9 protein-coding genes are annotated in these 18,881 nt (G+C 72.8%); 8 read left to right on the top strand and 1 reads right to left on the bottom strand.

Annotated features, from left to right (window positions below):
- Positions 1-47 precede the first annotated feature (47 nt).
- The 4 genes from H291_RS0119685 (at position 48) to H291_RS0119670 (ending at position 5,361) form a co-directional block, all read left to right on the top strand.
- Entirely contained in the window at positions 48-1,352 is a 1,305-nt protein-coding gene (locus tag H291_RS0119685) for an ABC transporter substrate-binding protein (RefSeq protein WP_157237199.1), read from the top strand.
- A 95-nt stretch (positions 1,353-1,447) separates the two neighbouring features.
- On the top strand, positions 1,448-2,377 hold the full coding sequence (locus H291_RS0119680; protein WP_020016734.1) for a carbohydrate ABC transporter permease: 930 nt from the start codon (positions 1,448-1,450) through the stop codon (positions 2,375-2,377).
- Between the two features lies 1 nt (position 2,378).
- The gene (locus H291_RS0119675; protein WP_020016733.1) at positions 2,379-3,290 is read left to right on the top strand and encodes a carbohydrate ABC transporter permease; all 912 of its coding nucleotides are present in this window, start codon (positions 2,379-2,381) and stop codon (positions 3,288-3,290) included.
- Positions 3,291-3,339: 49 nt separating this feature from the next.
- Positions 3,340-5,361 (top strand): glycoside hydrolase family 127 protein, encoded by a 2,022-nt coding sequence (locus H291_RS0119670; protein WP_020016732.1) that lies wholly within the window; start codon positions 3,340-3,342, stop codon positions 5,359-5,361.
- Positions 5,362-5,753: 392 nt separating this feature from the next.
- Here the strand turns inward: H291_RS0119670 and H291_RS30860 are convergent, their stop codons facing one another.
- The gene (locus tag H291_RS30860) at positions 5,754-8,906 is read right to left on the bottom strand and encodes a family 43 glycosylhydrolase (RefSeq protein WP_157237198.1); all 3,153 of its coding nucleotides are present in this window, start codon (positions 8,904-8,906) and stop codon (positions 5,754-5,756) included.
- A gap of 336 nt (positions 8,907-9,242) precedes the next feature.
- Here H291_RS30860 and H291_RS0119655 point away from each other — a divergent pair, with 336 nt between their 5' ends.
- The 4 genes from H291_RS0119655 to H291_RS0119640 are packed head-to-tail and all read left to right on the top strand — an operon-like array spanning position 9,243 to position 18,851.
- Positions 9,243-13,985, top strand: coding sequence for a galactose-binding domain-containing protein (locus tag H291_RS0119655; protein ID WP_232216117.1), 4,743 nt, complete (start codon positions 9,243-9,245; stop codon positions 13,983-13,985).
- 14 nt (positions 13,986-13,999) lie between these two features.
- A complete protein-coding gene (locus H291_RS0119650; protein ID WP_157237197.1) occupies positions 14,000-16,279 on the top strand; it encodes a glycoside hydrolase family 127 protein in 2,280 nt (759 codons plus the stop codon).
- Entirely contained in the window at positions 16,276-18,180 is a 1,905-nt protein-coding gene (locus H291_RS0119645) for an Ig-like domain-containing protein (protein ID WP_020016727.1), read from the top strand. The genes H291_RS0119650 and H291_RS0119645 overlap by 4 nt, the downstream gene beginning before the upstream one ends.
- 35 nt (positions 18,181-18,215) lie before the next feature.
- Positions 18,216-18,851 (top strand): hypothetical protein, encoded by a 636-nt coding sequence (locus H291_RS0119640; protein ID WP_020016726.1) that lies wholly within the window; start codon positions 18,216-18,218, stop codon positions 18,849-18,851.
- Positions 18,852-18,881 lie beyond the last annotated feature (30 nt).

Genomic DNA, 18,881 nt, shown 5'->3' with positions numbered 1-18,881 from the left:
CATGCTCATCCACCGGCCGAGTGACGACGAAGTCAAGGAGACTGATGATGGCTACCCACCGCAGGGCGAGCGCGAGGCTCGTGGCCTCCTTCCTCGCGGCCGGTCTGGCGGGCTCGGTGCTCGCCGCGTGCGGCACGTCGAGCGCGGACGGCGGCACGCAGGAGGCGCAGGTCTCGGCCGAGGGCGTCGACGACGGCGCCGAGCTCACGCTCTGGACCCGCGCCCCGCTGGAGCAGCAGGCGAACCTGCTGGTCGAGGCGTACAACGCGTCGCACGAGAACCAGGTCGAGCTCACCGTCGTGCCCAACGACGACTACGTCGCGAAGGTCGGCGCCGCCGCGGGCAGCGGCGGCCTGCCCGACCTGTTCGCGGCCGACATCGTCTACGTGCCGAACTGGGTGCAGCAGGGCCTGTTCGCCGACGTGACCGACGCGATCGCGGAGCTCGACCACGCCGACCAGATCAACCAGGGCCACCTGGCCGGTGGCACGCTGGACGGGCGGCAGCACGTGCTGCCGTTCGTGCTCGACGTGTCGGTCATGTTCTACAACAAGGACCTCTACGAGCAGGCCGGCCTGGACCCCGAGCAGGGGCCGACAACCCTGGCCGAGTTCTCCGAGCAGGCCAAGGCCGTCGACGAGCTCGGCGGCGACGTGAACGGCACCTACTTCGGCGGAAACTGCGGCGGCTGCCTCGTCTTCACCTGGTTCCCCCAGATCTGGGCCGCCGGCGAGGACGTCATGAACGAGGACGGCACCGAGTCGCTCCTGGCGGGCGACACCGCGCAGGAGGTGTACGGCGTCTGGAAGGACCTCGTGGACTCCGACGCCGTGGGCGAGGGCTCCAAGGAGGAGACCGGCGCCACCTGGACCGGCCCGTTCCTGGAGGGCGAGGTCGGCGTCATGCCGTTCCCGGCCACCATGCTCGCCACGGCGGACGAGGCGCTCGGCGAGGTGGGCGTCGCGCCCATCCCGGGGCCCGACGGCGGCGCGTCCACCTTCGTGGGCGGCGACGGCATCGGCATCTCCAAGGACTCCGAGAACGCCGACCAGGCCTGGAACTTCATGTCCTGGCTGATGTCGGAGGAGGCCCAGGTCGAGGTGCTGGCCAAGAACGGCGACGTGGTCTCGCGCGGCGACCTGGCGGAGAACGAGTACTCGTCGAAGGACCCGCGCGTGCTGGCCGTCAACGAGGTCGCGGCCCAGGGCCGCACCCCGCTCGCGATCAACTTCCAGCAGGCGTTCAACGCCCCCGGCAGCCCGTGGATGACCATGATCCGCAACGAGGTGTTCGGCGAGGGCGGCACCGTCGAGCCCGACAACGAGGAGATCACCGCCGTGCTGGGGCAGTAGCCCCGCCGCAGTCCCTCCTGCGTGGTCCCGCCGTCGCCCCGGCGCGGCGGGACCACGCGCCCCGTCTACTCGCCCTGCCGACGAGGAGCATCCCCGTGCCCGTCACCCCTTCCGCCTCCCCGCCCACCCGGCCCGCCGTCGTCGCCGTCGCGCGCCGTCGTGCGCTGCACGGCTGGGCCTACGCCGCGCCGACCGCCCTGCTCGTGGTGGGCCTGTTCGTCCTGCCCGTGCTGCTGGTGGGGCAGATGTCGCTCTCCGACTGGCCGCTCTTGGCCGGCAACCAGGGGCTCAACGCGCCCGAGAACTACGTCGACGCCGTCACGCACCGGTTCTTCTGGGACTCGGTCGTCTTCACGCTGAAGTACACGCTGATCGCCACGGTGCTGCTCATCGGCCTCGGCCTGGGCCTCGCGCTGCTGGTGCAGGAGTCGAGCCGCTGGTCCGCGGTGCTGCGCACCTCGATCCTGGTGCCCAGCGCGCTCGGCCTGGCGTCGGCGTCGCTCCTGTTCTACGCGCTGTACTCGCCGCAGGTCGGCCCGCTGTCGCCGCTGCTGCAGCGCCTCGGGCTGGCCGACGGCCCGGTGTCGTTCCTCGGCACCCCCGACAGCGCGCTGTGGTCCACAGTGTTCCTCGTCGTCTGGCGGTTCGCCGGGTTCTACATGCTGCTGCTCATGGTGGGGCTGCAGGGCATCCCGCACGAGGTGATCGAGGCCGCCCGGATGGACGGCGCCAACCGGTGGCAGAGCTTTCTCCACGTGACGCTGCCGCTGCTGCGCCCGTCGCTGGCGCTGTGCACGGTGCTGTGCGTGACCGGCTCGCTGCTCGCGTTCGACCAGTTCTACATCCTGACCAAGGGCGGGCCGGACAACAGCACGCTCACGGTCGTCCAGCTCATCTACAACGTGGCCTTCCAGGGGCAGAACGACCTCGGCATCGCGGCCGCGCTGTCGATCGTCGTCCTGGTCGTGCTCGTCGTCGTGAACGTGGCCCAGATGCGTGCCATGCGCGCAGGCCAGGAGGACTGACATGACCACGACCGCACTCCCCGCCGGCGCGGCCAGCCCGCCCGGCCCCACCCGTCCGCAGGCGCGGCGCCGTCCGCGCGCAACCCGGGCCCGCCTCGCCGGGATCGCCCTGCGCACGCCGTACTGGGTGCTGACCGGCGGGCTCGCCCTCGTCTTCGTCTTCCCGCTGATCTGGGCCGGCGTCGCCTCCGTGGCGCCCCAGCCCGGCAGCAGCCAGGTCGACGGCTGGGGGCTGGGCAACTACGCCACCCTCATGGAGTACCAGGCCGGGCTGCCCCAGTACCTGCTCAACTCCACGCTGGTCTCCACCATGACGGTGCTGTTCACGCTGGTGGCCTCGGTGCTGGGCGGCTACGCGTTCTCCCGCTTCAGGTTCCCGGGCCGCAACGTGCTGTTCCTGCTCACGCTCGCGATCCTCATGGTCCCGTACGCCACGCTGCTCATCCCGCTGTACGTGATGCTCAACGCGATCGGGCTGCAGAACACGCTGGTCGGCCTGGCGCTCGTGCTGACGGTGTTCCAGCTCCCGTTCGCGACGTTCATGATGCGCATCTCGTTCGACGCCGTCCCGCGCGAGCTGGACGAGGCGGCCCTCGTGGACGGCTGCTCCTCGTTCCGGGCCCTGCGCACCGTGCTGCTCCCGGCGGTCAAGCCCGGGATCATCACGGTCGGCCTGTTCGCCTTCCTCGCGGCGTGGAACGACTTCGTCGCGCCGCTCATCCTCATCTCCGACTCCACCAAGATCCCGCTCCCGCTCGCCGTGGCGAACCTCCGGGCGCAGGTCATGGGGATCGTCGACTACGGCGCCACCGAGGCCGGCGTCGTCGTCATGGCGCTGCCGTGCGTCGTCCTGTTCCTCCTGCTCCAGCGGCACTACGTCCGCGGGTTCATGTCCGGTGCGCTCAAGGGCTGACCGCCCCGCGCCCCGAACAGCCCGTCCATCTCTTCCCGGAGGTCCCCGCATGCTCTTCCCGACCGGACACCGTGGCGCCGCCGCGCCCACGCCCGTCGCGCCGTCGACCGGCCGACTGCAGCCCCTCGGCCTCGACCAGGTGCGCATCACCGGCGGCCCCTGGGCCCGCCGCCAGGAGGTGAACGCCACCGCGACCCTGGCGCACATCGAGCACTGGCTCGAGCGCGAGGGCTGGCTCGGCAACTTCGACCTGGCCGTCTCGGGCGGCCCGGTCCTGGCCGAGGGCCGGCGCGGCCGGGAGTTCAGCGACTCGGAGGTGTACAAGCTGCTGGAGGCCATGGCGTGGGAGCTCGGTCGCCGGCCCGACGACGACCTGCGGGGCCGGTTCGACGCGATCGTCGCCCGGGTGGCCGCCGCCCAGGAGCCGGACGGGTACATCGGCACGCGGTTCGGCCGCCCCGGTCAGCAGCCGCGCTACACCGACCTGGAGTGGGGGCACGAGCTGTACTGCCAGGGCCACCTGTTCCAGGCGGCCGCGGCGCGGGCCCGGACGGGCGGCACCGACGACCTCCTGGTCCAGGTCGCCCGGCGCAGCGCCGACCACGTGTGCGCCACCTTCGGCGCCGACGGCAACCAGGGGATCTGCGGGCACGCGGAGGTCGAGGTGGGCCTGGCCGAGCTCGGCCGGGCCCTGGGCGAGCCGCGCTACCTCGCGCAGGCTGCGCTGTTCGTCGAGCGGCGCGGGCACGGCGTGCTCGCCGACATCGAGTTCGGCCGCTCCTACTACCAGGACGACGTGCCGGTGCGCGAGGCCGAGGTGCTCCACGGGCACGCCGTGCGCGCCAACTACCTGGCCGCGGGGGCGGTCGACGTCGCGGTCGAGACGGGCGACGCCGGGCTGCTCGACGCCGTCGCCGGCCAGTGGGCGCGCGCCCAGGCCCGGCGCACGTACGTGACCGGCGGTCAGGGCTCCCACCACCAGGACGAGGCGTTCGGCGACGACTGGGTGCTGCCCCCGGACCGCGCGTACTCCGAGACGTGCGCGAGCGTGGGCTCCGTCATGGTGTCGTGGCGGCTCCTGCTGGCCCGCGGCGGCGCCGAGCACGCCGACGCGATCGAGCGCGCCCTGACGAACGTGGTCGCGACCTCGCCCGCGCACGACGGGCAGTCCTTCTTCTACGCGAACACGCTGCACCAGCGCGTCCCCGCCGAGCACGTCGACACCGACGTGGTGAGCAAGCGCGCCGAGGCGTCGCTGCGCGCGCCGTGGTTCGAGGTCTCCTGCTGCCCGCCCAACGTGGCCCGCACCTTCGCGAGCCTCGCGGCGTACGTCGCCACCGTGGACGACGCCGGTGTGCAGCTCCACCAGTACGCCCCCGCCGAGATCCGGGCCGAGCTGCCGTCAGGGGAGCGGGTCGGGCTCGATGTCGTCACGGACTACCCGGGCGAGGGTCGCGTCGAGGTGCGCGTCGTGGCCGCGCCCGCGGGCGACTGGACGCTCACGCTGCGGGTGCCGGCGTGGTCTTCTTCCGCGCGAGTGGGGGTGGGCGACGGTGCTGTCCGCGAGGTGGGGCCGGGGCTGGTCGAGGTGGCCGGGCCGCGGACCGGGGGTGTGGTGGTGCTCGACCTCGATGTTGCCCCGCGCTTCGTGGTGCCCGACCCGCACATCGACGCCGTCCGCGGCTGCGTCGCGGTCCAGCGCGGCCCGGAGGTGCTGTGCCTGGAGTCGGTGGACCTGGCGGCGGTTGGGCTGGGGGCAGCTGGTGCTGACGGCGGCGGTGCTGACGGTGGTGTGGACGACATCGTGGTCGACGCCTCGGTCCCGCCCTGGGAGGCGGACGGCGTGGTGTATGTCCGTGCGGGACGCCGGGGTGTCGCCGGTGCCGGTGCTGTTGGTGGCGCTGGTGCCGCTGACAGCGGTGACACCGACGTCGTCGGCTGGCCGTACGCGACGGCCGCCGACGTCGACCCGGCGCCGCGTCCCGAGCTCCACGACGTGCCGCTGGTCGCGTACCACGACTGGGCCAACCGAGGCCCGGCCACGATGCGCGTCTGGCTCCCGACCCTCTGACCCCGACCTGACCGACCCCGCCCCACCCCCCCCGCGCCCGCGAAAGTGCGCTTCTACCCAGCCATTAGGCCCGGAATCACCCTGGTTTCGGGCCTAATGGCTGGGTAGAAGCGCACTTCTGTGGGGCTGCTCCCGCGTCCGAACGACGTCGGGCAAGCTGCGCGCCGGATGACGCCACTCAGCTCGGTTCCCGGGTTGTCCGCCCGCGAGCCGGGGAGAACCTTCGCGAGCGGGGTGTGTTGCTCCGTGTAGACGTTGTCGACGCAGAGCAACACACTCCGCGGACGTACATTCGCCCCGCGGCGCGCGGGGCCTTCTACCCAGCCATTGGGCCCGGAATCACCCCGGTTTCGGGCCCAATGACTGGGTAGAAGCGCACCTCGCGGAGCGGGTCACGGGCGGCAGCTGACCGCCCCGTACTCCACCGTGACCTCGTTCGTCAGCGCCGCGGCACCAGCAGCAGCGGAACCACCGGCCCCAGTCGCCCGCACCACCACCGCCCCCGCCTCCGCCGACGCCGCACGCACCGCGAACGACTGGTACGCCGCAGCGCCCGCCGCCACACCGCTGAACGAGCGCGTCCCGTACGGCGTGGTGAGCGTGACGTCCACCGGCCCGTCGTGCTCGTTCACCGCCCGAACGGCCAGGGCGGCGCTCCCGGCCACGCAGCGAAGATCAGCCGTCACCCGCACCGCGGGCCCGACCGGCCCCGTCCCCGGGTCGTCCGCGATCACCCGCCACTCGCTCGCGGCCACGGCGGCGTACTGGCTGCCGTTCCCGTTCGCGTGCACCGTCGCCCGCAGGCGCGACGTCGTGACCGCCTCGAACGTCATGCGGTTGAACTCCGTGGCGCTCGTGCCGGCCGGCGAGGGATCGGGCACCGGGGCCCACTCCCCGGCGGCCTCGTCCCAGTACGACAGCTCCCAGGTGTCCGGCCGGGCCACGCCCGCGCCGGTGCCCTGCGGCTGGTCGTTCCAGAACTTGATCTCCGCCGCCGTCAGCCGGATCGGCCGGGGCCACGTGTACTGCGCCCACTGCGTCGCCGGATGGTTGCCCGACCACGTGCCCCAGAGCTGCGCCTGCGCCGGGCTCGCGGGGTCGAGCCCGTCGTTCAGCGCGAGCACCGAGTTCCAGCCCGCCGTGTACGACGCCGTGGGTGTCGCCAACCCTGCGACGTTGCCGGTCAGCGGTCCGCTGAGATCGGCGGGGATCGTGACCGTCCGGGCGGTCTCGGCGTTGCCCGCCCGGTCGACGGCGCGGTACCGCACGTCGTGCCGGTCGCCGTCCGGCGCGGGCACGGCGCCGGAGTACGGCTCGAACCCGCCGCCGTCCACCGCCACCTCGATGCGCGCGACGCCGGACGTCGCGTCGGCGGCGGTCACCGCCACGGAACGCGCCTCCTCGTCCACGGTCGCCGTGCTCCGGGGCGCGGTCGCGTCGATCCGCACGCCCAGCGCGGCCTCCGCCGAGACGTTGCCCGCCCGGTCCGTCGCCGTCGCGGTGACGGTGTGCTCGCCGTCGCCCGTCACCTCGACGTCGGTGTACCGGACGGCTTCGGCCACGACCGGCGCGGCGTCGTCGACGGACGTCGAGAGCGTGACCCGGCCGCCGCCGTCGTCGGTGCCCGCGACCCGGACGCGCACGGCCGAGCGGAACCAGCCGCCCGTGCCGGCGCTGCCGCTCGGGGTGAGGACCACCTCCGGCGCCGTCGAGTCACCCGACGTGTCCGACGGGTCGACGACGGTCACCGTCGCCGTCACGCGCCCTGCCGCGTACCCGAGCACCGACCCCTCGACGTCCAGCGAACCCGGCGACGCGACGTCGTCGGCAGAGAGGGCATCCCAGTACGCCGGCACCTGCAGGGACACCCCGCCCGGGTAGGTCGCCCGCACCGTCCCCGGCAGGTCGGTCTCGCCCACCTCCACGGTCATCCGCCCCGGCTCCACCGAGGATGCCTGCTCTGCCAGCACCTTCCACTCCTCGACGGCCACGCCCGAGTACGTGGACCCGTTGGTGGACGCGTCGAACACGGCCCGCAGCTGCGTGGTGGTCACCGCGTCGAACGACGTCGACTGGAAGCCCGCGGTGCCGGTGGGATACCCGGAGGCGCCCGCCACGTCCGCCCAGGCGCCGTCGTCGGCGTCCCAGTACTGGATACGCCAGGAGTCCGGCGCGGCCACGCCCACCCCCGAGCCTCGCGGCTGGTCGTTCCAGAACTCGATCTGCGACCCGGCCACACGCACCGGCTGGTCCCACGTGTACTGCACCCACTGCTGCGGCGGGTTGTTGCCCGTCCACGTGCCCCACATGTCCGGGGGCAGCGGGTTGGGCCGCACGATCTCGTCGTTCAGCGCCTTGACCCAGTACTGCGTGGGCACGGGGTCGTTGGAGACCGTGACCCGCGCCTCCTGCGCGATGTTCGCGCGCGGCGTGCGGTCCGGCTGCCGCTCCGGCGTGATGGTCACGGGGCGCATCCGGGGCGGGTCCTGCGTGTCGTCCCACTCGACCTTGTCGAGCGCTACCGACCGGCGGAAGTGGTTGCCGCCCTCGGCGTCGGCCGTGTGATAGGCGATCCACCACTGGCCGTCCAGCTCGACGATGCCCGGGTGGCTCGTCGTCGACGAGACGGGCGGGAGCACCGTGCCCCGGTAGGTCCAGGGCCCCTCGGCCGACGGCGCCGTCGCGTACGCGATGCACGCGTGGTAGTTCGCCGGCGTGCAGGCGCTGGTCGGGCCCGCGTTGTTGCCGGCGTAGGCCAGGTAGTAGGTGCCGTTCCGCTCGAACAGCCAGGGCGCCTCGAAGAACCCGGTCAGGCCCGTCACGGTCCGGACGTCGCCCACGGTGGTCCGCATGTCCTGCGCCAGGTCGACCCGGCGGAGGTTGCCGAAGCTGCCCCAGTACATGAACACGCGCGCGTCGTCGCCGGTGCCGTCCACCAGCACGGTCGGGTCGATGTTGTGGATCGTGTTGGGCGCGGGCAGCCGCTGCGAGACGATCGGCCCGCCCGCGTGGTCGGTCCAGGGCCCGGTGGGGGAGTCGGACACGGCCACGCCGATGCCGAACTTGTCGCTCGCCGGGCTGGCCGCCTCGTGCACGGGGACGTACCAGTAGTAGCGGCCGTCGAGGCCCTCCTGCACCTCGCCTGCGTACGCGCGGCCGGGCGTCGCCCAGTCGAACACGTCCTCCGGGCGCATCAGCGACGGGTGGTGGGTCCACTCGCCCGCGTCGGGGTCGGCCGTCACGAAGGCGCCCCACTCGTTCATGATGAAGTCGTTGCGCGTCTCGCCGGCCTCGTCGTGGCCGGTGTAGACGTAGAGCTGGTCGGCCCCGGTGTCGTTGCCCGGTGCCCCCGCGGGGACCACCAGCGGGGCGGGGTCGGCCGAGTAGTAGCTCCCGTCGGCCAGGATCGGGTTCTGCGTGCTCGTGAAGTCGTACGAGTCGGCTGCCTGCGCCGCCGGTGCGGCGACCCCCGCACCCAGTCCGGTGGCGAGCACCACCGCCAGCGTGCCGGCCGTGGCCGGCCGTCCTGCTCGGACCTGTCTCATCCCTGTCCTCCTGTCGTGGCACTTCGTCGTGGCGCACTGACGGGCCGACCCTGCCACACGGCCGTGCGGCCAACAATGGGTTTCGGTGTTTTTCGGTATGGATGAGGCTGCAACGGGTGATCTCATACCGAAAACACCGAAAACCATTGCCGGAGCCGGAGGGGTGATGCTTCACTGGTCCGCGCCGGGCCCCTCGATGGTGAGCGGGCCGGCGGGAACCACCACCTGGCGGACAACGTCGCGAGCCAGGGTGGGGTGCGCAGCGATGTGCCGCCTCCGCCCGTGCGGCACACCTCGTCCGTCCGAGTGCCTGGCCGTCGACGGAGAGGACATGTGATGTCGGCACGAACACGAAGAGGCGCGGTGGCGGCGTTCGCCGCGGCCGCGATGGTCGTCTGCGGTGGCGCGGCGGTGCTGCCCGCGGCCCACGCGGCACCCGCGGTACGCGCGGCGGTGCTGCCCGGCAACGAGGACGACGTCGGCGTCTACACCGACGGCCTGACGGACTCCCTCGACATCGGCGACCCCGTCTACCGCAACCTGGACGCGGTGCAGGACGCGCTGGAGCCCGGTGTCCCGTACACCGCGGACAGCATGTACCGCTCGATCTTCGACGCCGACGTCGCGGCCGGGGGCACCGACTTCTACCTGGACAGGGTCCTCGGCGTGACCGGGGCATCGGGCAACAACGTGCTGCAGACCCGCGGCCGCACCCTGTACCTGCGCGGCGCGGGCGGCGCGAGCTGGAGCTCCATGGGCTTCGGCGGCAACGCCTTCGCGGGCGGCCCCAACGACCTGGGCGCGTTCTACACGATCACCGTGCCCGGACAGACCGTCGCCGAGGTGGGCAGCGCGCGGTTCAACGCGCCGAGCCACGCCAAGGCCCGCTACACGATCGGCTCCACGGGCGTGACGGCGGACCTGCGCAAGCTGATCACGTACGACAACACCGCGCTGTCCGCGCTCACGTTCACCAACCCGGGCGCCGCCGACGTCACCTTCACCGTCCGCGCCGCCTCCCCGATCGCCCGCGGCGCCGCGGACGCCGACGACGAGCTGACCGGCACCCGCACCCTGACCAGCGGCGCCAACAACGGCCTGGTCGACACGCCGTGGTCGTCGGTCACCGTGGGCCTGAAGGCCGACGGGTTCACGCGCAGCGGCACCAACCTGGACCGCGAGGTCACGGTGCCGGCCGGCGGCACGGTGGACCTGTCCGTCGTCGGGTCCCTGTACTCGGCGAGCCTGCCCGACGGCGAGGACCAGCTCCGCGAGTACGCGGACCTGACCCCGGACGAGGCGTTCCGCACCGGCGTCACCGCGTTCAACGAGCGCTGGGCGCAGGACATCCCGTACATCGACGTGCCGGATCCGGCCATCGAGAAGGCGATCGTGTACCGCTGGTGGGGCGAGCGGTACAACAGCCTGGACGCGAACGAGCCGGGCTACGTCTACCAGTACCCGACCACCATCGAGGGCGTGAACCTCTACCAGAACTCGGTGGTGCTCACGCAGCCGATGCACCTGCAGGACACCAAGTGGATCCGGAACCCGTACCTGGCCTACGGGCAGGTGCTGAACGTCGGTGAGCTGTCCGGCTCCTCGGCGTTCCTGGACAGCCCGGGCCACACGAGCTGGAACAACCACTACTCCCAGTACCTCGGTACGGCCGGCCTGGAGGCGTACAACGTGCACGGCGGCGGCGCCGACGTCGCCGAACGGTTCGCGTACTACTTCGAGCAGGACGGCGTGGGCCAGCTCGAGCACTACGACGGCAACGACGACGGCCTGATCGCCTACGACACCAACTACATGCCCGGCAACGACGCCGACGCGATCAGCTTCGGCTACCCGCGCTCCAACGGCGGGGCGCCGGGCGCGCGCACCATCGAGCGGCCCGAGTCGGCGTACGTCTGGGGCGCGTTCGACGCCGCCAGCAAGCTGTACGAGATCGCGGGCGCCGACCCCGAGCGCGTCACCAGCACGGCCGCCGAGGCCGACCGCATCCAGGAGGCCGTGCTCGACCGGCTCTGGAGCGAGGAGACCCAGATGTTCCTCGCCGGCACGTCGCACGGCGCGACGTCGGCGGCGTCGTCGGGCGGCAGCGCCAACCCGCTGCCGGCGGGGGAGCGGGACCTGATCCCGGCCAAGGAGTCCAACCTGTACGACGTCTACGCGGAGAACCTGATCCCCGCGGACGACTGGGAGCAGTACGTCGACGGGTTCCGGTTCCTGCGGTACGGCGACAACTTCCCGGTCTTCCCGTTCTACACGGCCAACCAGTACGACCGGTCGAAGTTCTCGATCGGCGGGTCCAACAACTTCTCGAACATCAACTTCACGGTCCAGTACCGCGGGGTGCGCGCCGCGCTGCGCGACTACGACCCGGAGAACCGGTACATCACGCCCGAGTACGCGGCCAAGCTGCTCGACTGGATGGCGTGGAGCATCTACCCGAACGGTGACGCGCGGGTGGCCAACCAGGCCGAGTACTACTCGGGCTGGAACGCGGCCAACCAGACCTTCAACCGCAACAACCCGAACCACGTGATGCTCGGCAACATGAGCTACATCTTCGTCGAGGACATGGGCGGCATCCAGCCCCGGTCCGACGACAGGATCGAGCTCGACCCGATCGACCTCGGCTACGACCACTTCATGGTGAACAACCTGCGCTACCACGGGCAGGACGTCACCATCGTCTGGGACCCGGACGGCACGCACTACGGGCTCGGGGCCGGCTACTCGCTGTTCGTCGACGGTGAGCGCAAGGTGAGCGCCGACGCGATCGGCGGCTTCGTCTACGACCCGGCCGCCAACGAGATCGTCGAGTCCGACGAGGGCCTGGACGTCACGGTCGTCGCCGACGAGGGCGCCGACCTGCCCTCCGCCGTCGACACGCCGATCGAGGACGAGCGCGTGGTCTCCTACCTGAAGACCGCGGGCATCGACCTCACCCAGCCCGCGGAGAACCTGGCGCAGGGCGCGACCCTGAGCTCGTCCGCGACGCAGGACGGCGCCCGCCCGGCCGCGTGGCGCAACTTCCACACCCCCGGGTTCTCCACCAGCTCGATGAACTACACGCCGGGCGCCATCGCGACCACCGAGCGGCCCGTCTCGCTCGACGCGGTCACCGACGGCGTCACGGTCAACGAGCCCTACTGGGGCAACTACGGCACCGACGGCGACACCGGGTACGTCGAGCTCGACCTGGGCGAGGCCGTCCCGGTCGACAACGTCAAGGTCTGGTTCGTCGACGACCGGCAGGCGGGCGGCTACGCCCCGCCGCGCCGGTACTCCATCCAGGTGCCGGACGGCAACGGCGGCTGGGCGGCGGTGCCCGAGCAGGCCAAGGCACCCAAGGTGCCCGGCCCCAAGGCGAACGAGGCGCTGTTCCCCGAGGCGACCACCGACAAGGTGCGGGTCTCGTTCACCAACGCGCCTGGTAAGTGGACCGCGATCTCCGAGGTCCAGGTGTTCGACTCCGGCCGGCCCGTGCCGCCGGTGGAGAACGACCCGCCCACGGTCACCGCGACGTCGGACGACGCCGCGAACGGCAACCTGTCCACCGTGCTGGTGGCGACCGCCACCGACGACGGCGTGCCGGAGGACGGCGAGCTCACCTACGGCTGGGAGACCGTGTCGGCGCCGGAGGGCGCGGGTGTGATCTTCGCAGACGACGAGGCCCTCACCACCCGGGTGACCGGCACCGTCGAGGGCGACTACGTGTTCCGCTTCACCGCGACCGACGGGGCGCTGAGCACCTCCCGCGATGTCACGGTGAAGCTGGCCGAGCGCGAGACCACCGCCGAGTTCGGGCGGCTGGCGACCATCACGACGAGCGGTTCGGCGTCGTGGGAGAACCCGGCCCGGGTCAACGCGGAGAGCACGCCGGCCAGCTCGAACCCCGGCGCGGGCAACGGCTGGGGCACCTGGGGCCAGGCGCAGAACGGCACCAGCGCGGCGCAGGCCGCGTGGATCCGCTACTCGTGGGGTGCGCCGGTGCTGCTCAGCTCGACGGACATCTACTGGTACGACGACAACGGCGGCACCCGCACCCCGCGGGCCGACACGTACGTGGTCGAGTACACGACCGACGGCACCACGTGGACGCCGGTCACGCTCACGGACGGCTCGACCTACGGCGGGGCGCTCGCCCGGAACGCCTACAACAAGCTCGCGTTCGAGCCGGTCGAAGCCAGCGCGCTGCGCATCCGGATCTCGGGCGTGCAGTCCGGCGGCGCGGGCACGGGCGTGCTGCGCTGGCGGGTGAACGGCGACACGGTGGACTCGGTCGCGAGCCCGGTGATCATGCGCACCACGGTCGGCGTCGTGCCCGAGCTGCCGGCGGCGCTGGACGTCGTCTACTCGGGCGGCACCCGGGGGACCCTGCCGTTCACCTGGCAGGAGATCACGCCGGCCATGGTCGCCGAGACCAACGTCGAGCCGTTCACGGTGTACGGCACCAACGGCGAGCACGGGCTGATCGCGCAGGCCCAGGTGTACGTGCGGCCGGAGACGGCGCAGGACGGCATCGCCATCCAGGGAGCGGAGCAGTTCGAGCGGACCGTGGAGGTCGGCGAGCTGCCCCACCTGCCCACCCGGGTGGCCGTGTCCTACAACGACGGGTCGCGCGACAACCAGGCGATCGGCGTCGAGTGGGACTTCGACGAGTCGCTCGTCGAGACGCCGGGCGTGCACGTGGTCACCGGGCGGCTGATCCTGCCCGACTACGTGAGCGAGGCCGGCACCACGCAGACCACGCTCACGCTCACCGTGCTCGGCGACCCCGCCGAGGGACCGGTGTTCACCGCGACGGCGGAGCCGCGCTGCCTCGCGGGCCGCGCCACCCTCGCGATTCGCGTGGTGAACGACGAGGACGGGCCGCTGGACATCGGATTCGCCAGCCCGTTCGGCGACAAGTCGTTCACCGGCGTCGCCCCGGGCGCCGCGGCCTACCAGTCGCTCGCCACGCGCGCGGCGTCGGTCACGGCGGGCACCGTCGCGGTCACGGCGTCCGATGCCGCCGGCCGCACCACGCAGATCAGTGTCGAGTACCCCGCACTCACGTGCGGCTGACGGAAGGGAGCACCATGCACCGCGACATCCCGAGCACGCAGCACACGGAAGTCTCCCGCCGGTCCCTGCTCCGCCTCGGAGCAGCCGGCCTCGCCGGGGGCGTCGCCGCCCTCGGGCTGACCAGCGGGGCGGCCTCGGCCGCCCCGCTGGGGGCAGGACCCGCCGCGGCCGCACAGGGCGCGGCGGCGGTCGCCCGCCTGCCTCGCAAGTACCTGCGCCTGCTGGACCGGACCCCGGCGTCCGACCGCTGGCTCGCCACCCCGTTCCCGCTCGCCGACGTGAGCCTCGCGCCCAGCGTCGCCACGCGGTCGCAGGACCAGCTCCTGCACCTGCTGCGGGTCTACCCCGTCGACCGGGTGCTGGCGGTCTTCCGCCGCAACGCGGGCCTCGACACCCGCGGCGCCAACCCGCCCGGCGGCTGGGAGGGCTTCGGCCACGCCAACGAGCAGCCCTGGGGGCCCGACGACTACCCCGGCCGCGCCAACGTGCAGACCGCCAACCTGCTGCGCGGCCACTACGGCGGCCACTTCCTGTCCGCGCTCGCGCTCGCGTGGGCGTCCACCGGGGAGCAGACGTTCAAGGACAAGGTCGACCAGGTCGTCGCCGGCCTGGGCGAGGTCCAGGCGGCGCTCGCCGCCATGGACCGGTTCAGCCACCCGGGCTTCCTCGCCGCGTACGGGGAGTGGCAGTTCAGCCGGCTGGAGGGGTACGCCCCGTACGGCGAGATCTGGGCGCCCTACTACACCTGCCACAAGCTCATGGCGGGCCTGCGGGACGCCTACCAGCTCGCCGACAGCGACCAGGCGCTGGAGGTCTGGGCGCCGATGGCGGACTGGGTCTCCGGCCGCCTCGACCCGCTGCCCGCCGACCAGCTCACCCGGATGTGGGGCATCTACATCGCGGGCGAGTACGGCGGCATGAACGAGGTGCTGTGCGACCTCGCCTCCATCACGGGCGAGGACAGGTACCTCGCCACGGCCCGGAAGTTCGACCTGGACCCGCTGGTCGACGCCTGCGCCGAGGGCCGGGACACCCTGAACGGCAAGCACGCCAACCAGCACATCCCGCAGTTCCCCGGCTACCTCAAGGCCTACGAGCACACCGGCGAGGAGCGGTACCTGGACGCCGTCACCGGGTTCTGGGGCATGGTCGTGCCCGGCCGCACCTACGCGCACGGCGGCCACGGCGAGGGCGAGCTGTTCGGCCCGCCCGGGACCGTCGCGGGCGACATCGGGGCGCGCAACGCCGAGACGTGCGGCACGTACAACATGCTCAAGCTGTCGCGGCTGCTGTACCTGCACACGCTCGACCCCAGGTACATGGAGTTCTACGAGCGCGGCCTGCTGAACCACATCGTGGGCTCCAAGCGGAACACGCAGTCCGACACCAGCCCCGACGTCACCTACATGTACGGCGTCAACCCCGGCACCCGCCGCGAGTACGGCAACACCGGCACGTGCTGCGGCGGCACCGGGCTGGAGAACCACGTCAAGTACGCCGACACGGTGTACCTGCGCTCGGCCGACGGCGGCGCGCTGCACGTCAACCTCTACCTCGCCTCGACGCTGGACTGGCCCGAGCGCGGGCTGCGCGTGGTCCAGGAGACGCAGTACCCGAAGGCCGGGTCCTCGCGGCTGACGGTCGAGGGCTCGGGCGAGCTCGACCTGCGGCTGCGGGTTCCGGCCTGGGTGCGCAAGGGCTTCACGGTGCGCGTCAACGGGGTGGCCCAGGACCTGGACGCCGTCCCGGGCGAGTACGTGAGCATCGACCGCACCTGGGCGTCGGGCGACGTGGTCGACGTCGACATGCCGTTCAGCGTCCGGGCCGTGCCGACCATCGACGACCCGGCCGTGCAGAGCATCGAGTGGGGGCCGACGGTGCTGCTCGTCCGGGACCCGTCGACCAGCTACCTCGACATCTCCCTCTACGGGCACATGGGCCTGGACGGCACCCTCGACAGCGCCTTCGAGGCCACCGGCGACGGCTACTTCCGGCTCGGCGACCGCGTGCTCGAACCCGCCTGGTCCGGCGACCACACGAACTACCACATGTACGTGCGCCGGGCGGAGCCGCGCGTCGTGTTCGCGGGCCTCGACAGCGGCGTCGCCAACGCGGCCCGTCCCGACGGCACCACGCTGCTCGACGCCGTCTGGGCCGACGGCGGGTTCGCCACCCGGGCTGACTTCCTCGCCCAGGTGCAGCGCACCACGGAGCGGTTCACCGCCGACGGGCTGATCAGCCGCCGGGACGCGCAGCGCGTCCTGCTCACCGCGGGAAAGGCGGACATGGCATGACCACCACTCGCAGAGCGCCCGGCCACCGGGCCGCCGCCGTCGTCGGGGCGCTGATCCTGGCCCTGGCGGGCCTGGTGCCCGCCGCGGCGGCGGACGCCGAACCCGCCAACCTCGCCCCGCTGGCCGAACCGACGGCCAGCTACACCGCCTCCTGGAACCGCGTCGCCGCCGTGAACGACGGCGCCGGCGTCAGCACGGGCGGGGCGCACGACGCCACCTGGGCCACCTGGGGCGAGGACCCGCGACCCGCCAGCCAGTGGCTCGAGTACACGTGGGAGGCGCCGGTCCGGGTCGACCGCTCGGTCCTGCGCTTCTGGTCCGACGGCACGGACGCCAACGGCGACAACGTGCGCGTCCCCACCTCCTGGAAGATCCAGTACTGGGACGCCGACGCCGGGGCGTTCACCGACCTGCCCGCCCCCAGCGGCTTCCCGACCGACCGCCTGGGGCTCAACGCGACCACCTTCGAGCCCGTGGAGACCACCCGGCTGCGGGCCACGTTCCAGGCCCTGCGGGGCGGGGACGAGAACACGTACTCGGCCGTCGGTGTCTCCGAGTGGGAGGTCTGGGGCACCGGCGGCGTCGTCGACCCGGAGCCGGAGGACCCGTTCGGCCCCATCGACCACACGCCGGTGCACATCCCCACGCAGGTGGGCGAGCTGCCCGACCTGCCGGACCGGCTCGACGCCGTCTACGAGGACGGCCGCGTGGTCCGGGTCCCCGTGACCTGGGCCCAGGTCACGGCGGACGATGTCGCCGAGCCCGGCTCGTTCGAGGTCACGGGCACCTCGCCCGACCTGGTGGAGCCCGTGACCGGCACCGTGTACGTGCGTGACGGCGCGCCCGGCGACGTCGTCGGGGTCGACAACGTCGCCGTGGTCACCCTCGCGGGTACCGCGCCGGTGCTGCCGGCCGCCGTCACGGCCGAGTACGCGGACGGGTCGCGGGACAGCCGCATCCCGGTCGCGTGGGCCGACGTCGACCCCGCCGACTACGCGGAGGCCGGCGGGCTGTTCCTGGTGGCGGGCGAGGTCGAGGGTACGGACGTGCCGGCCGAGGCCGTCGTGTTCGTGCTGGAGCCGGACGACGCCGAGGACACCTCCCCGCCGTCGGTCACCGTGACCACGACGCCGGCCGCCGCGCCGTCGGGCTGGTTCCTGGAGCCCGTGACGGTCACCGTGCGTGCCACCGACAACCGTGACCCGGACCCGCGGGTACGGGTCTCGGTCGACGGCGCCGACCCGGAGCCGTACACCGGGCCGTTCACGCTGGCCGACGGCACGCACACCCTGCGCGTGACGGCCACCGACGCGGCGGGCAACACCGGCGACGCGGAGCGCGAGCTGCGCGTCGACTCGGCCGCGCCCGTGACCACGGCGTCCGTCGAGAACCTGGGCGCGAGCGTCGAGATCACGCTGGAGGCCACCGACGGCGACGGCTCCGGCGTGGACCGGATCCAGTGGGAGGGACCCGGCACGTTCTGGGGCACCTACACCGGGCCGTTCACCCGCGCGCTCACCGAGACCGAGCAGGTCATCGAGTTCGCGGCCACCGACACCGCGGGCAACGCCGAGGAGCGCCGGTCGCTGACCCTGCCGGCCGCCGGGGCCGACCTGCCCGTGACGGCGGAGGCGTCCGCCCGCTGCGTGGCGGGCAAGGCGCACGTCGCCGTCCGCGCCGTCAACGGCTCGGACGTCCCGGTCGACGTGGTGCTGACCACCGAGCACGGGTCGCGGTCGATGTCCGGCGTCGAGCCTGGCGACGCCGCGTACCAGTCGTTCGCCACGCGTGCCGCGTCGGTGCCCGAGGGCGCCGCCTCGGTGACCGCCACGGCCACGGTCGACGGCGAGGAGGTCACCGTGCGCCACGACCTCACCGTCCCGGCCCTGTCCTGCTCCTGACCTCACGCAGTGCCATCACGAAGAGAAGAGACGACATGAACAACCACCGCACCACCCAGCGGATCGCGGCGGCCGCCGCGGGCCTGGCCGTCGCGACGGTCGGGGCGCTCGCGGTCACCGCGACCACGGCAACGGCCGCCGACGGCGACGAGACCGGCGTCGACCTGTCCGTCAGCATCGAGGACAACACCCCGGGCGCCCTGACGATGTCCGTGGCGCCGAACGACGGCGTCGTCCTGGCCGAGGACGGTTCCGACGCCGAGGCGCGCCAGTTCGTCGGCACCCTGCCCACGGTCACCGTGGCCGACACCCGGGACGCCGAGGAGATCCCCGAGGGGTCGTACTGGGCCGTCGTCGGCCAGGCGAGCGAGTTCACGGCCGAGGGCCGCGAGCCGATCGGGCCCGAGTACCTGGGCTGGGCGCCGCGCCTGCTGACCCCGTCGCCGTCGGGCGACGTGGCCGCGGGCGAGCCCGTGTCCAGCGTGCTCCCCGACGGGTCGGGCGGCGCCGCCGTCGGCCTGGAGGGGCAGGAGCTGCTCCTGTCCACGTGGGCCGCCGGGTCCGAGGCCGGGCCGTGGGACGTGAACGCGGACCTCACGCTGCGCACCCCCGCGGACGTGGCGCCGGGCGACTACTCGTCCGTCCTCACGCTGTCCCTCTTCGAGGGCTGACCCCCGACGTGTCAGACGCACAGGTCACCC

It is taken from the genome of Promicromonospora sukumoe 327MFSha3.1 (assembly GCF_000385135.1).
Lineage (GTDB): Bacteria > Actinomycetota > Actinomycetes > Actinomycetales > Cellulomonadaceae > Promicromonospora > Promicromonospora sukumoe_B.
This window is presented reverse-complemented; position numbering and strand designations above follow the sequence as displayed.

Bases quoted from the DNA above. Each gene is read 5' to 3' on its own strand.
- H291_RS0119670 (WP_020016732.1), top strand. From the start codon at position 3,340: ATGCTCTTCCCGACCGGACACCGTGGCGCCGCCGCGCCCACGCCCGTC.
- H291_RS0119685 (WP_157237199.1), top strand. From the start codon at position 48: ATGGCTACCCACCGCAGGGCGAGCGCGAGGCTCGTGGCCTCCTTCCTC.
- H291_RS30860 (WP_157237198.1), bottom strand. From the start codon at position 8,906: ATGAGACAGGTCCGAGCAGGACGGCCGGCCACGGCCGGCACGCTGGCG.
- H291_RS0119675 (WP_020016733.1), top strand. From the start codon at position 2,379: ATGACCACGACCGCACTCCCCGCCGGCGCGGCCAGCCCGCCCGGCCCC.
- H291_RS0119650 (WP_157237197.1), top strand. From the start codon at position 14,000: ATGCACCGCGACATCCCGAGCACGCAGCACACGGAAGTCTCCCGCCGG.
- H291_RS0119655 (WP_232216117.1), top strand. From the start codon at position 9,243: ATGTCGGCACGAACACGAAGAGGCGCGGTGGCGGCGTTCGCCGCGGCC.
- H291_RS0119645 (WP_020016727.1), top strand. From the start codon at position 16,276: ATGACCACCACTCGCAGAGCGCCCGGCCACCGGGCCGCCGCCGTCGTC.
- H291_RS0119640 (WP_020016726.1), top strand. From the start codon at position 18,216: ATGAACAACCACCGCACCACCCAGCGGATCGCGGCGGCCGCCGCGGGC.